The following is a 13,374-nucleotide window of genomic DNA, read 5'->3' as shown; positions in this document are numbered from 1 at the left end:
GATGAGCGAAACTCAAACTACCGCAAAACGTCAACGTACCCTGATCGGTCAAGTTGTCAGCAACAAGATGGACAAAACTGTCGTCGTTCTGGTTGAACGCCGCGTTAAACATCCCTTGTATGGCAAGATCATCGTCCGCTCCAATAAATACAAAGCGCACGACGAGACCAACCAGTACAACGAAGGCGATACCGTTGAGATTACCGAAGGCCGTCCTATCAGCCGCAGCAAGTCCTGGACTGTTGTGCGTCTGATCGAAGCAGCCCGCGTGATCTAAACGCTTGCTCAGATGTCCAGGCTTCGGCCTGGCTCTGGTAGGTCAAAAACCCCGATCTGTTTACAGATTGGGGTTTTTTTATGCTTGTCCACTTTGCTGTTGCTCATAGCTCATAGACAGGAGCAATGTTCGTATTTCGTCTTGTTGCCCGTCATGCAGCTTAAACCCGCAGCTGAACTGAATGATCAAGCTTGGGGCTTAGCAGCTTGTATGCGTAAGCCGGAAGCCTTCACAAAAAAGCGGGAACAGCTTGTTCTATTCTATGCAGTGGCAACTATGGGGCGAGGGCTATATCGTGCCAGCTACCTGCATACGTACTCGGGTTAGGACGACAATCTGGGGGGCAGAGTTGTAGCAGCTTGCTGACTTATGGACGCGCGTCTTGCTTGCGCCATTGTGCCGGGCTGACACCCACACTGCGCCTGAACGCGGCGCTGAATGCGGCCGCAGAGCTATAACCGATACGCTCGGCAATCTGCTCCATGGTCAGCCCTTGTTCCAGCTGGCGTTTGGCCAGCTGCATACGTAGCTGCAACAGTACCTGGGCCGGTGCCAACCCGCACAGCAAGGTAAAGCGGCGGTGAAAGGCGGCACGAGACATATTCAGATAGGCGGCCATATCGTCCACCGACCAGGCTTTGGCGGGTTCACGCAGCAGCTGCTCGATCAGGCCACCAAAGGCAGGGTCACTTGCCAGATGAATCAAGCCGGCGGGCAGGGCACCTTCGGCCGGTGTCTGTCCGATTTGCTGGCGCAAGGTATAGAACAACAACAGCTCCACCAGCTTTTCCAGCAGGCTGGAGTTGGCTTGCGGCTGGCGTCGCATTTCGGCCTGGATCAAGTCCAGCAAAGGGCGTCCTGAATCTGCATCTGTCTGAGAACCATCAATCAACAAAACATCAGGCACGGTCGCCAGCAGCAATTCGCTCAAACCACGGCCCAGATCCAGAAAACCACAGAGCAAGCCCGTACTGTGTGGCACTTGTGGCTCCAGGCTCTGCATGGTTTGTCGCCGCATGGCCGCATTCCAGTCTGGCGGCGTGGGCGAGGAGCTTAAGCGATGGGGCACATCCCGCAAGAAGAACACTGCGTCACCCGCCTGCAAGGCCAAGGCTTCCTGATGCTGAATATGCAGCCAGCACGGCCCATGCAAGACCACATGAAAGCCTGCGCGTTGGTGCCCGTGCAGGCTGCTTTCCCATTGATTGCAGTATTGCCCCAAGTGAAACAGGCTGGCCGAGATTTCCAGCCCGGACAAGAGCAGTTCCTCCACAGGGTGTCCTGTGTCTTTGGAGTCGACAGCGCAATGGCTGTCAGGAAAGGCTGAGTCGCTCATGCAGAAAATATGCTTATTTCTTTTCGTGGATATTTTTAATATGAATACCGCTATGTTCGCACATGGAGATAAGGCGCCAGTCAATCGACAATGAAACCTTCTCGGATTAACTAAGGAATTGTCGCCATCATGACTCGCTTAACTTTGCATACTGTGGACTCCGCACCAGAGGCGGTCAAACCAGCGCTTGAAAAAGCTGTGCGTGGTAGCGGCTTTTTGTCCAATTTGCTGGCTATTTTGGCTAATGCTCCTGTTGCCCTGCAAGCCTATCAGGATATGTCCGCCTTGAACGCCACCGCCAGCCTGTCGCTGGTCGAGCGTGAAGTCGTGCAACTGGTTGCCGGTACCACTCACGGTTGCCGTTTCTGCGTGGCCGGTCACACCGCCATTGCGACCAATAAAGCCAAGCTGGACCCGGAAATTCTGGCCGCTTTGCGTGCGCGTGGCTTTGACCAGATCAACGACGAGCGCCTGCAGGCTCTGGCTCTGTTCAGTCGCGCCGTGATTGATACCCGTGGTCAGGTGTCGGATCAGGCTCTGGCCGATTTCCGTGCTGCCGGTTACGGCGACCAGCAGGCTCTGGAAGTGATTACCGGTATTGGCTTGGCGACGATCTGCAACTTTGCCAATAATCTGGCGCGTACGCCGCTCAATAGCCAGCTGGAGGCCTACGCATGGGAAACGCCTTAAAGCGCGCTGAGCAGCCTGTGCTGGCCTCAGAGCGCCCTGTTTTGTCGCCTGGCTTGGCCCAGTGGCTGGAAGAGCATGCCCTGTCGCTGGATAGCGATGCATCCCAGGCGCAGGCCTTGTTGCCTCGCCTGGCGCAAGACGGTTTGTTGAGCCTGGGCCTGAAAGCGGATTTTTCCGACTTCGGTGATGCCGTTCAATCCATCGTGGAAGTGGCCGAACATTCGCTGACGGCAGGTTTTGTCCTGTGGAGCCAGCGTACCTTTATTGAATACCTGCGTGACGTTCAGGACCCCGCCATGCGCGAGCGCTATTTGCCCGGTTTGCTGGATGGCAGTGTTGCCGGTGCGACGGGTCTGTCCAATGCCATCAAGTTTTTGGGTGGCATTGAAGAGCTGCAAGTGCGTGCTCAGCCTGAACAAGGACATTGGCAGTTTGAGGGCCGCTTGCCCTGGATTACCAATCTGCGTCCCGGCAACTGCCTGGTTGCCATTGTGGCCGCCATGCCTGAAGAGCAAGCCGGTATTTGGGTGGCAGAACTGGGCGATCCAGGCTTGGAGCGTTCCGCAGATCTGGATCTGGTCGGACTGCGTGGCAGCAATACCGCCGCTTTGAAGTTCAATGCTGTGCGTCTGGGACAAGAGCGTTTGCTGCATCCCGACGCAGGCCACTTTGTGCGCTCGGTACGCCCCCGTTTCATGGCGCTGCAATGCGGGATGACCATGGGCTTGGCACGTCGTTCCTTGAAGCAAGTGCTGGATGCGCCACGCTGCCAATGGGTACAGGAGCAGCCCGCCCGCCGCCTGCTGGATCGTGTGCAGGAATTGTCGGATGTGCTGGTTGATGCCGTACGTAAGCCCGGCTCGGCCACGCCGCCTGATTTGTTCAAAGTCCGTATCGAGCTAAGTAGTTTGGCGTCGCAGGCTGTGGCCCTGGAAAGCTCCGCGATCGGCGGGGCGACCTATATGCAGGGCAAGCATCCGCAACTGCTGCGCCGTTATCGCGAAGCCATGCTGGTGCCTTTGATTTCACCCACGGTGGCGCAGCTGAAAGCCGAACTTGGGCAGGATGCAGTATGAGTTCCGCCGCCCCCTCGCCTACCGATTCTGAAGGGGCCGGACTCTTGTCCGCTCGGGGGATCAATCTGGCCTACGGTGGCCAGACGATCTTGCAGAACCTGGACTTGAGCGTGCGCGCGGGCGATATCGTGGCGCTGCTGGGCCCCAGCGGAGTGGGTAAATCCTCTTTGTTGCGGGTACTGGCAGGCCTCCAAACACCCACCCAGGGAGAGGTGTCCTTTCTGGGGCAGCCCGTGCGTGGGGTTCACCCCGCTTTGGCCATGGCGTTTCAGGAAGCCATTCTCTTGCCGTGGCTGAATGTGCAGGCCAATACCGGTTTTGGTCTGGGCTTTGCGCGCCAGCCTTCCGTATCCGCCGCCGAACGCCGCCTGCGGGTTGAACAGGCGCTGCGTCAGGTTGGTTTGTATGAAAGCCGTCATCAGCGTCCTGGTGCCTTGTCGGGTGGTATGGCACAGCGTGTTGCCATTGCGCGTTGTCTGGCTCGACGCCCACAAGTCTTGTTGATGGACGAACCCTTTGGCGCCCTGGATGAAGTAACTCGTCGCCAGATGCAGGAGCTGATTCTGTCGATACGCGATCAGACCGGCTGCGCCATTGTGCTGGTCACTCACGATATTGATGAGGCCCTCTTGCTGGCGGACCGTGTCCTGCTGTTAGGTGGCCGTCCTGCCGGTTTGCAGCGTGAATGGAGCTGCCCGGCCCACCCCCGATCTCATCTGGATAACTGGCTTCAGGCCATACGCCTGGAAATTGTGGCCAGCCTGGAGCAAAGCCTCTCCCAGGCGGTTCACGCTGCTGTTTTGTAAGGTGCATTTCATGATTGAATCTCCTACGTCCCGTACCCGTCGCGACTTGCTGAAACTGGCGTCTTTGCTGACCGTTGCGGGTGCTGCGCCCTTGCTGGCCCAAGGGACTGCCCGTGCACAAAGTGAGTCAAATGCGCCTTTGCGTATCGGCTATTTGCCGATTACCGATGCCACCGCCATGTTGGTGGCGCATCACAATGGGTATTTTGAAGAAGCGGGTATTGCGGTTGAAAAGCCCGTGATGGTGCGCAGTTGGGCTCAGTTGATCGAGGCTTTTATCTCCGGTCAGGTCAATCTGGTGCACTTGCTCTCGCCTATGACGGTGTGGGCGCGCTACGGCAGCAAAGTCCCTGCAAAGGTGGTGGCATGGAATCACATGAGTGGCTCTGCTATCACGGTGGCGCAGAACATCAGCTCGGCCGAGCAATTGGGCGGGCAGACGGTGGCGATTCCTTTCTGGTACTCGATTCACAATGTGGTGATGCAGCATGTGCTCAAAGCATACGGCCTGACGCCTGTCGTGAAAAACTCCGCTGCGCTGGCACCCAATGAGGTCAATCTGGTGGTGATGGCGCCTGCTGATATGCCGCCGGCCTTGGCCTCGGGGCGAATTGCCGGTTTTACGGTGGCCGAACCTTTCAATGCCTTAGCCGAAACTCAGGGCATGGGCCGCATCTTGCGCTTTACTGGCGACGTCTGGCGCGATCACGCCTGTTGCGTGGCCTTCATGCACGAGCAGGATTTGCAGACTCGCCCCCAATGGTCGCAAGCCGTGGTGGATGGTCTGGTCAAGGCACAGATCTGGATACGCAGTCACCGCGCCGAGGCGGCCCAGATCCTGTCGCGTGAAGGCGGGAACCGCTATACCCCGCACACTCAAGAAAACCTGTTGAAAGTGCTGTCCCCGGACCCGGCGGATCGTGCGCAATACGTGAAGTCTGGCGTGATTCGTCATCCGGACTGGGACGACCAGCGTATCGATTTTCAACCTTATCCTTTCCCCAGCTACACCGAGTCCTTGGTGCAAATGCTGCAAGGGACCTTGATTCAGGGCGAGCGTGGTTTTCTGGAAGGGCTGTCTCCTGAACACGTAGCCAGCGATCTGGTGGATGACCGCTTTGTCCGTGCCGCGTTGGAAAAGCAGGGGGGCCTGGCGCAGTTTGGCTTGTCCGAGCAATACACCCGCAACGAGAGCATTGTTGTATGAGTTTGAGTGCGTCTGCTTCTTCTCCGTCATTGGCGCAGTCTGATCCGCGATCGGCTGCGTCTTTGCGACGCCCCAAAATGAATGCCTGGATTGCCAGCACCCTGTGGGGCTTGGGCGGTTTGTTGGCGGGAGTCGTGCTGTGGTACTTGGCCACAGCCTGGTCCAGCAGCCCTCTGATGCAGCAATTCGGACCAGCAGCTGCCTTTCATAGCTTGCTGGAGATACTGGGCTGGTCCGAGACCTGGATGCACGTAGGTGCCAGCTTGCAACGTATTTTTGTAGGGCTGGCGATCTCATTGGGTGTCGGCGTGCCCGCCGGTTTGCTGCTGGGCTTGTCAGCGCGAGCTCACGCCGCATTGACTCCCTTGTTCCAGTTCCTGCGCATGATCTCGCCCCTGTCCTGGATGCCTATTGCCGTCATGGCCTTTGGTATTGGGGATGCACCGATTTATTTTCTGTTGGGTGTGGCCGGTGTCTGGCCTGTCTTGCTGAATACAGCCTCGGGCGTACGGCATCTGAATCCGCGCTGGCTGATGCTGGGTCGCAGTCTGGCGGCCACCAAGCTGGAAACGCTGTTGTACTTGATTCTGCCCGGCATTGTAGGCTCGGTACTGACGGGTAGCCGACTGGCTATTGGTGTCTTGTGGATTGTGCTGGTACCTTGCGAAATGCTGGGTGTGTCGGCTGGTTTGGGTTACCTGATTCTGGATACGCGTGATCGCATGGCATATTCCGAACTGATGGCCGTAATTGTCTTGATTGGTCTGATTGGCTATCTGCTGGATAGCGCTTTGCGAGCCTTGTTTGCGGCCTTGGGACAGCGCTAAATACTCAGCCCATGGGCCGACAGGCGAAGAGCTTTGACTGTTTTGTATTTCCAGGAAAGACAAGTGACAGAGCATGCTCAGGCTATCTGCCGCTGCCAGTTTTGTTCTTGTAGGCGCTGGCAGTTTTACCTGGTGCTTAGTGGTTTTTCAGAAGCTGCAGAAAGATAAAAAAGGCCCTCAACATTGAGATGTTGAGGGCCTTTTTGGATTCAGTTTGAAGGGGTATTCAAGGATGCTAATCTCGCACTGACTGGAGCCTTAGTTGGTACGTATAGAAAAGTGATCTTGAGACGAGACTCTAGCTAGGCCTTGATTACGGCCTTCATGCAGCGACCAAGGTATTGTGTGCATCCTGCGTAATTGCTGTACGTGGACTGAGCTGGTCGATTAGCTCGCCATACCAGGACAAGGTACTGCCCAAGGTAGCTACCTGACCGATCACCAGAATGCAGGGGCTGGCAAACTGATGCTGCTGCGCATCCTGGGCAATGTTTTGTAGCGTGGACAGCAAGGTGCGCTGCTCAGGGCGCGAACCATTTTCAATCAAGGCGCAGGGCGTAGTGGCACTGCGGCCCCGTTGTACCAGCTCATGGCTAAAGCCCAGAATCTGCTGCAAACCCATGTAGACAGCAACTGTCTGGCTGGTATCCAGTAGCGGGTTCCAATCCTCGATACCGTGACCGCTTTTACGATGTGCCGTCACGAACTGCACGGACTGGGCGTGATCGCGGTGTGTCAGGGGGATGCCGCTATAAGCCGCACATGCAATGGCAGCCGTGATGCCTGGCACCACTTCAAATGCGATGTCATGCTCGGCCAGATATTCCAGTTCTTCACCGCCACGGCCAAAAATAAAGCCATCGCCGCCTTTCAGGCGCACCACGGTTTGACCTGCTCTGGCGTGTTCAATCATCAACTGATGAATGCGGTTTTGGGTCTGGTGATGATCTTCGCCCAATTGCTTGCCTACAAAAATACGGTGGGCATCGCGACGAGCCAACTCCATCACCTGATCGGATACAAGACGATCGTACAGAATCACATCAGCACGATTCAGTGCACGCAGGGCATGCAGGGTCAGCAGACCTGGATTGCCTGGACCGGCGCCCACCAGAATCACGCGGCCTTGTGTGGCGCGGGGTGACTCAGGCTGTTGCAGCGCGCTCTCCAGGCTCAAGCGGGCTTGCTCGGCTTGCTGACTGCGCAGGGCGGCACCTACCGGGCCATCCAGCAGCCAGTCGTAGAAACGGCGGCGCGCACCCAGCTCGGGGCGGGCGCGCCGAATGGCGCTGCGGTATTCCTGCGCCAGACGGCTGATCGCACCCAGGCTGTGGTCCAACATGGTTTCCAGTTGCTCCCGTACTCGCCGTGCCAACATGGGGGCCGACCCTGCAGAGGAAATGGCAATAATTAGTGGTGAACGATCCACAATGGCAGGCACCTGAAAACTGGACAATTCGGGGTCGTCCACCACATTGACCAGAATGCGGGCTTCTTGTGCGTCCTGGGCAATGATCTGGTTTACGTCCCGTTTGTCAGTGGCGGCAATAATCAGCCAGGCCCCTTGTAGATGCTGGGCCTGATAGCGCTCCCGAATCAGGGTAATGCGCCCTTGATTCGCCAGCTCTTCCAGACTGTCCACCACATAGGGGGCGACCAGCGTGACCTGGGCACCGGCGGCCAGGACCAGACGCACTTTGCGCTCGGCGATTTCTCCACCGCCGATCACTAATACCGCGCGCTGCTTCAAGTTGGCGAATAAAGGAAAGAGGTTCATGTCAGGCTGGCTGTAAAACTAAAGGAATCAAGCGGCTTGTAGGCTCGGCAACCACGCCAGCGCGAACCAGAAAATCGCCAAAGTGCTCGCCTTCCAGACGCTCGGCAGCGAAGCGGCCAAACAGCTCATCCAGAATGCTCAGAATTTCTGGTTCGGCAATATTTTGACGATAGATTACGTTCAGGCGCTCGCCGCTGAAGTTCGCACCCAGACGCAAGTCATAGCGACCCAGAGCACGGCCAACCAGGGCAATTTCACCCAGGTAAGGACGGGCGCAGCCGTTGGGGCAGCCGGAGATACGCAGCACAATGCGCTCGTCGCGCAGCTGGTACTTGTCCAGCAAGGCTTCCAGCTTGGGCAGCAGGATGGGGGCGTAGCGTTCGCTCTCGGCCATGGCCAAACCGCAAGTGGGCAGAGAGACACAGGCAATCGTGCTGCTGCGTATGCCGCTTTGTGTCTGGTACACATCCAGCTTGTGATCTGCGACCAGCTTGTCGATCTTGGCCTTATCTTCTTCAGGCACATCGGCAATGATCAGGTTCTGGTTGCAGGTCAGGCGGAACTGCCCTTGGTGGATCTTCGCGATCTCACGCATACCCGTCAGCCAGGGGCCGACTTCGGTATCCATGATGCGGCCCGAATCGATACGCAGGCTCAGGTGCCAGCGGCCATTGCTGCCTTGGGTCCAGCCGAAGCGGTCGCCATTGTGGTCAAAATGGTAGGGGCGTGACGGCTCCAGCGTTTGACCACTGCGGTTTTGCACTTCTTCCAGGAACCAGTCGGCCCCTAGCTTATCCACGGTGTATTTCAGGCGGGCATGACGGCGCTCGTCGCGGTTGCCGTGGTCACGTTGTGTGGTGATCACGGCTTCGCAAACGGCCAGCAGTTGCTCGGGGCGTACAAAGCCGATCACGCTGCCCAGTCGTGGGTAGGTGGTGTCGTCGCCATGTGTGGCACCCATGCCACCACCAATGGCGACGTTAAAGCCCAGCAACTGATTGTTGTCGATAATCGCGATCAGGCCGATATCCTGCGCAAACACGTCCACATCATTCAAGGGAGGCACGGCAATGCCGATCTTGAATTTGCGGGGCAGGTAAGTCTTGCCGTAAATCGGTTCAAAGTCTTCGCCGTCAATGGCGTCTTCGACTTTTTTGCCGTCCAGCCAGATCTCGGCATAGGCGCGGGTTTTGGGCAGGAAGGTTTCGGAAATCTTGTCAGCCCACTCCTGAACCAAGCCATGTTGCTCCGACAGCAAGGGATTGGTGGCGCTGACCACCTGACGGTTCACATCACCGCAAGTAGCCAATGTCGTGGACATGGCCTTGTTGATGGCTTGCAGTGTGGGTTTTAAAAAGGGCTTGCGTACGCCATGCCATTGAAAGGTCTGACGGGTGGTGATGCGCAGGCCAAACTGGGCCCAGTCACAGGCGATCTGGTCAAAGGCCAGCCACTGGGCGGGCGTGACCACGCCACCAGGCAGGCGGGCGCGAATCATGAAGCTGAAAGCCGGTTCCAGCTTTTGCTTGCGACGCTCTTCACGCTGGTCGCGGTCGTCTTGCTGATAGCTGCCGTGAAATTTCAGCAGCTTGTTGTCGTCTTCGCTGATGGCGCCCGTGATTGGGTCTGCCAGACCCTCGGTAATGCCACCGCGCAGATAGCGGCTATCAATTTTTACTTGTTCGATAGCGGCGATTTTCTTTTCTGTCATGTCCTTGCTTCTCAGTAAACGTCGCGGGCGTAGCGGCCCTGCGCCGAGAGTTCTTCCAACCAGCTGCGAGCCTGGTCTGCGTCCAATCCACCTTCCTGGCGGGCAATTTCCTGCAGGGTCTGGTGTACGTCCTTGGCCATCTGATTGGCATCACCGCACACATAAATGTGGGCGCCGCCCTGAATCCAGGCATAGACCTCGGCTGCTTTTTCCAGCAAGCGGTGCTGGACGTAAACCTTGTTTTCCTGATCGCGCGAGAAGGCCAGATCCAGGTGTTGCAACTGACCGTCCTGCAAGGCACGTTGCCATTCGGTCTGGTAGAGGAAATCGGAGTGAAAGTGCGGGTTGCCAAAGAATAGCCAGTTGCGGCCTTCACCACCCTGAACACTGCGTTCCTGCACAAAGGCACGGAAAGGGGCAATGCCGGTGCCGGGACCAATCATGATCACGTCACGGTTGGTATCTTCAGGCAGGCGGAAGCGTGTATTGGGGTCGATAAACACCGGCACGGTATCGCCTTCGTTCAGGCGGGCCAGATAGTTGGAAGCCACGCCCCAACGATCCTGCTCGTTGAATTGGTAATGCACATTGGCCACAGTCAGATGTACTTCTTCGTCCACCTCGGACTGGCTGGAGGCGATGGAATACATGCGGGGTGCCAGAGGGCGCAAGGCTTGCACCAGTTCGGCGGCGCTCCAGGTGGCCGGGAAGCGTTCCAATACGTCCAGCACTTGATGGGTTTTCAGCAGCTCTTGCAAAGTGCTCAAACCCTCTGGGCCTACGGCTGTCTGTAGCACGGCATCGCTATTGCGCTTGGCCAGTTCCACCAGGAAAGGTTTGGTCGGTTGCGTCAGCTCGCGGTAGTGGCTAAGCCATTCTTGCAGCGTGTGCGACTTGTCCTGAATGGTGACGGTCTCTTGCGGGTCCAGCTTCAACGTCTGGATAACCGCTTCGACCAGTTTGGCGTTTTGTGTAGGCCAGACACCCAGGGCATCACCGGGTTGGTACTTCAGGCCACTGCCTTCCAGCGACAACTCGTAGTGATAGATGTTGCGGGTGCTGTCGCGGCCCGTAATGCTTTGGCTTTGCAGCACGGTGGCCTGGAATGGATTGTCGCGGGTGAAGCTGCTGCGGGTCTGGGTTTCCAGCACCGTAACGTTGCTGGATTGGGCGGCAGGAACGGCCGCAGCGGCGTGGGCCTGGTGATCCGTTTCGAGAAAACCAAAGGCTTTGTCCTGCCAGGGGGCGGCAACCGTATCAATATCCAGATCAGCCAGCCCCGCGTCCAGAATGCGTTCCGCACCCAGAGCCAGCAGGCGTTGATCAATCTTTTCCGCGATCCCACAGAACAGGGGGTAGCTGGAATCTCCCAGGCCCAGCACACCGAATTTCAGTGCGGGCAGCTTGGGGGCACGGGCACCGGACAGGAACTCGAAAAACGCGATGGAATCGTCTGGCGGATCGCCTTCACCCTGGGTGCTGATAATGACGTAGAGCAGACGTTCTTCTTTCAGCTCGCGCGTGGGGTAGCGGTCGGCGCGCAGCAGGCGCACGGGGATGCCGGCCGCTTCACAACGCTGGGCAAAGGCTTCGGCGACGCGTTGGGCATTGCCTGTCTGACTGCCAAACACAATGGTGGCAGGTCGTTGGGCGGGCGCAGCGGCGGCGGGCACCAACGACAGTTCAGGAGAAACAGGCGCTTGAGCGGGAAGGCCGGTGTGGCGCACTTGCGCGACACCCGCGAGATAGCCGGACAGCCAGTTCAGGGACAGCGGATCGAGCTCGTCGGTAATTTGAGCAATCGCCGTGCGATTGGACTCCGAGAGGCGGGACAGGGCGTGCATTCTGACACTCGCTTATATAAATAGTTTGTCCCATTCTAAAGAGCGGTATCAGGGCTACGAACGATCCGATTCTTATTTGTTTATGAATCCTTCGGTTAATGAAAAAGGGGCATAAGCCCCTTTCATCTTGCTCTAAGCGCGTGCGAAATACGTGTTATGGACGCAGTTCCCGGCGCAGGATCTTGCCTACGTTGGTACGTGGCAGGTCGTCGCGGAACTCGACAATGCGCGGGGCCTTGTAGCCGGTCAGGTTCTTGCGGCAGAAGGCTATTACGTCTTTTTCCGTCAAATCGGGATTGCGGCTGATGACATAGAGTTTGACGATTTCGCCTGCTTTTTCATCCGGTACACCGACGGCAGCGGCCTCGACAATATCCGGGTGCTGGGCGGCGACGGCTTCCACCTCATTGGGGTAGACGTTAAAGCCCGAGACCAGAATCATGTCTTTCTTGCGATCCAGCAGGAAGACATAACCTTGCTCGTCCATATAGCCAATGTCGCCCGTGCGTAAAAAGCCGTCGCGATCAAAGACCTTGGCGGTTTCATCGGGACGTTGCCAGTAGCCGGGAGTAACTTGCGGCCCGCGAATGCATAGCTCGCCCGTTTCGCCCAACGGCAGGTCGTTCTGGTTTTCGTCGCGTATGCGTATGTCGGTAGAAGGAACGGGCAGCCCGATTGAGCCAGTGAACTCTTTTTTATCCAGCGGATTGATCGTGGCTGCTGGTGAAGTTTCAGTCAGTCCATAAGCCTGGGCCAGAGGTTTGCCGGTTGCTTCCAGCCAGCGCTTGGCGACCACTTCTTGCACTGCCATACCGCCACCCAATGTAAAACGTAGCGAGGAGAAATCCAGCTTGCGGAACTCGGCATTGTTCAGCATGGCATTAAAGAGCGTGTTCACCCCCGTAATGGCAGTAAAACGCAGCTTGGACATGTCCTTGATCATGGAGGGAATGTCGCGTGCGTTAATGATCAACAGGTTCTCCGCACCCAGACGCAGAAACACCAGCAGGTTCGCGGTGAAAGCGAAGATATGGTAGAGCGGCAGGGCAGTAACAACGCAGTCGATCTGGCCTTCTCTCAAATACGGGCGAATCCAGGACAGGGCCTGGCTCAGGTTTGAAACCAGATTGCCGTGGGTCAGGATGGCTCCTTTTGCAACGCCCGTCGTGCCCCCGGTGTATTGCAGGCAGGCAATATCATCGTGGGTCAGCTTGACCGGGGCCGGTGTGCGGCCTCGTCCCTGTGACAGTACGGCTTTGAAAGAGACGGAGCCAGGCAAGGACCAGGCAGGCACACCTTTTTTAATGTGGCGCACCACTTGATTGACCAGCCAGCCCTTGAAGCCGCCCAGACAATCCCCCACGCTGGTCACAATGACTCGCTTGATGGGTGTTTCGTGCAGGATTTCCTGCAGCACGTGGGCAAAGTTCTCCGCAATGATGATGGTTTCCGCGCCACTGTCTTGCAGCTGGTGGCGCAGTTCACGGGCCGTATACAGCGGGTTGGTATTGATAATGGTGGCCCCGCTGCGCAACACCCCATACAGACTGATGGGGTACTGCAGCATATTGGGCATCATCAGGGCGACACGGTCGCCTTTTTTCACGCCTTGGCTTTGCAGCCAGCTGGCCAGGGCCAAGGCATTGGTCGACAGTTCGCGGTAGCTCATGCGTTTGCCCATGCTGATATAGGCAGTGCGCTGCGCGAACTCGGTACAACTTTGTTCAAATACATCCAGCAAGGACGAGTACTGCTGGGCCTGATCTTCGATAGTGGCAGGAATACCGGCGGGGTAGTTCTGCAGCCAGACTTTATCCATGAAG

Annotated in this window: 11 protein-coding genes; 6 read left to right on the top strand and 5 right to left on the bottom strand. The window is 57.3% G+C overall.

Features of this window, described 5'->3' with window-relative positions:
• Position 1 precedes the first annotated feature (1 nt).
• Positions 2-277: a 30S ribosomal protein S17 gene (gene rpsQ / locus NBV64_RS18710; RefSeq protein ID WP_009462428.1), complete on the top strand. Its 276-nt coding sequence runs from the start codon at positions 2-4 to the stop codon at positions 275-277.
• A 367-nt stretch (positions 278-644) separates the two neighbouring features.
• Here the strand turns inward: rpsQ and NBV64_RS18705 are convergent, their stop codons facing one another.
• Complete coding sequence (locus tag NBV64_RS18705; protein ID WP_250756333.1) at positions 645-1,613, bottom strand: AraC family transcriptional regulator; 969 nt, start codon at positions 1,611-1,613, stop codon at positions 645-647.
• Between the two features lie 129 nt (positions 1,614-1,742).
• Here NBV64_RS18705 and NBV64_RS18700 point away from each other — a divergent pair, with 129 nt between their 5' ends.
• The 5 genes from NBV64_RS18700 (at position 1,743) to NBV64_RS18680 (ending at position 6,219) form a co-directional block, all read left to right on the top strand.
• A complete protein-coding gene (locus NBV64_RS18700; protein ID WP_009462432.1) occupies positions 1,743-2,303 on the top strand; it encodes a carboxymuconolactone decarboxylase family protein in 561 nt (186 codons plus the stop codon).
• The gene (locus tag NBV64_RS18695; RefSeq protein ID WP_088451690.1) at positions 2,288-3,379 is read left to right on the top strand and encodes an acyl-CoA dehydrogenase family protein; all 1,092 of its coding nucleotides are present in this window, start codon (positions 2,288-2,290) and stop codon (positions 3,377-3,379) included. The genes NBV64_RS18700 and NBV64_RS18695 overlap by 16 nt, the downstream gene beginning before the upstream one ends.
• On the top strand, positions 3,376-4,185 hold the full coding sequence (locus NBV64_RS18690) for an ABC transporter ATP-binding protein (protein ID WP_250756332.1): 810 nt from the start codon (positions 3,376-3,378) through the stop codon (positions 4,183-4,185). Before NBV64_RS18695 ends, NBV64_RS18690 begins: the two co-directional genes overlap by 4 nt.
• 10 nt (positions 4,186-4,195) lie before the next feature.
• Positions 4,196-5,392 carry an ABC transporter substrate-binding protein gene (locus tag NBV64_RS18685; RefSeq protein ID WP_022983331.1) on the top strand — a complete coding sequence of 399 codons (1,197 nt, stop codon included), beginning with the start codon at positions 4,196-4,198 and terminating at the stop codon, positions 5,390-5,392.
• 77 nt (positions 5,393-5,469) lie between these two features.
• Positions 5,470-6,219 carry an ABC transporter permease gene (locus NBV64_RS18680; protein WP_203145820.1) on the top strand — a complete coding sequence of 250 codons (750 nt, stop codon included), beginning with the start codon at positions 5,470-5,472 and terminating at the stop codon, positions 6,217-6,219.
• A gap of 322 nt (positions 6,220-6,541) precedes the next feature.
• Here NBV64_RS18680 and cysG read toward each other — a convergent pair whose 3' ends face one another.
• The 4 genes from cysG to NBV64_RS18660 form a co-directional block, all read right to left on the bottom strand.
• Positions 6,542-7,996, bottom strand: coding sequence for a siroheme synthase CysG (gene cysG, locus NBV64_RS18675; protein ID WP_250756330.1), 1,455 nt, complete (start codon positions 7,994-7,996; stop codon positions 6,542-6,544).
• A 1-nt stretch (position 7,997) separates the two neighbouring features.
• Positions 7,998-9,707 carry an assimilatory sulfite reductase (NADPH) hemoprotein subunit gene (cysI, locus tag NBV64_RS18670; protein ID WP_060185540.1) on the bottom strand — a complete coding sequence of 570 codons (1,710 nt, stop codon included), beginning with the start codon at positions 9,705-9,707 and terminating at the stop codon, positions 7,998-8,000.
• An 11-nt stretch (positions 9,708-9,718) separates the two neighbouring features.
• Complete coding sequence (locus NBV64_RS18665) at positions 9,719-11,551, bottom strand: assimilatory sulfite reductase (NADPH) flavoprotein subunit (protein ID WP_250756329.1); 1,833 nt, start codon at positions 11,549-11,551, stop codon at positions 9,719-9,721.
• Between the two features lie 154 nt (positions 11,552-11,705).
• Positions 11,706-13,370: an AMP-binding protein gene (locus NBV64_RS18660; protein WP_250756327.1), complete on the bottom strand. Its 1,665-nt coding sequence runs from the start codon at positions 13,368-13,370 to the stop codon at positions 11,706-11,708.
• Positions 13,371-13,374 lie beyond the last annotated feature (4 nt).

Origin of the sequence: Alcaligenes sp. DN25, assembly GCF_023674485.1 — a bacterium.
Taxonomy (GTDB): domain Bacteria; phylum Pseudomonadota; class Gammaproteobacteria; order Burkholderiales; family Burkholderiaceae_B; genus Alcaligenes; species Alcaligenes phenolicus.
Note: the sequence above shows the minus strand (reverse complement) of the source record. Positions and strands in the feature narration are given on the sequence as shown.

Bases quoted from the DNA above. Each gene is read 5' to 3' on its own strand.
- NBV64_RS18705 (WP_250756333.1), bottom strand. From the start codon at position 1,613: ATGAGCGACTCAGCCTTTCCTGACAGCCATTGCGCTGTCGACTCCAAA.
- NBV64_RS18685 (WP_022983331.1), top strand. From the start codon at position 4,196: ATGATTGAATCTCCTACGTCCCGTACCCGTCGCGACTTGCTGAAACTG.
- NBV64_RS18690 (WP_250756332.1), top strand. From the start codon at position 3,376: ATGAGTTCCGCCGCCCCCTCGCCTACCGATTCTGAAGGGGCCGGACTC.
- NBV64_RS18680 (WP_203145820.1), top strand. From the start codon at position 5,470: ATGAATGCCTGGATTGCCAGCACCCTGTGGGGCTTGGGCGGTTTGTTG.
- NBV64_RS18700 (WP_009462432.1), top strand. From the start codon at position 1,743: ATGACTCGCTTAACTTTGCATACTGTGGACTCCGCACCAGAGGCGGTC.
- rpsQ (WP_009462428.1), top strand. From the start codon at position 2: ATGAGCGAAACTCAAACTACCGCAAAACGTCAACGTACCCTGATCGGT.
- NBV64_RS18695 (WP_088451690.1), top strand. From the start codon at position 2,288: ATGGGAAACGCCTTAAAGCGCGCTGAGCAGCCTGTGCTGGCCTCAGAG.
- cysI (WP_060185540.1), bottom strand. From the start codon at position 9,707: ATGACAGAAAAGAAAATCGCCGCTATCGAACAAGTAAAAATTGATAGC.
- NBV64_RS18660 (WP_250756327.1), bottom strand. From the start codon at position 13,370: ATGGATAAAGTCTGGCTGCAGAACTACCCCGCCGGTATTCCTGCCACT.
- NBV64_RS18665 (WP_250756329.1), bottom strand. From the start codon at position 11,551: ATGCACGCCCTGTCCCGCCTCTCGGAGTCCAATCGCACGGCGATTGCT.
- cysG (WP_250756330.1), bottom strand. From the start codon at position 7,996: ATGAACCTCTTTCCTTTATTCGCCAACTTGAAGCAGCGCGCGGTATTA.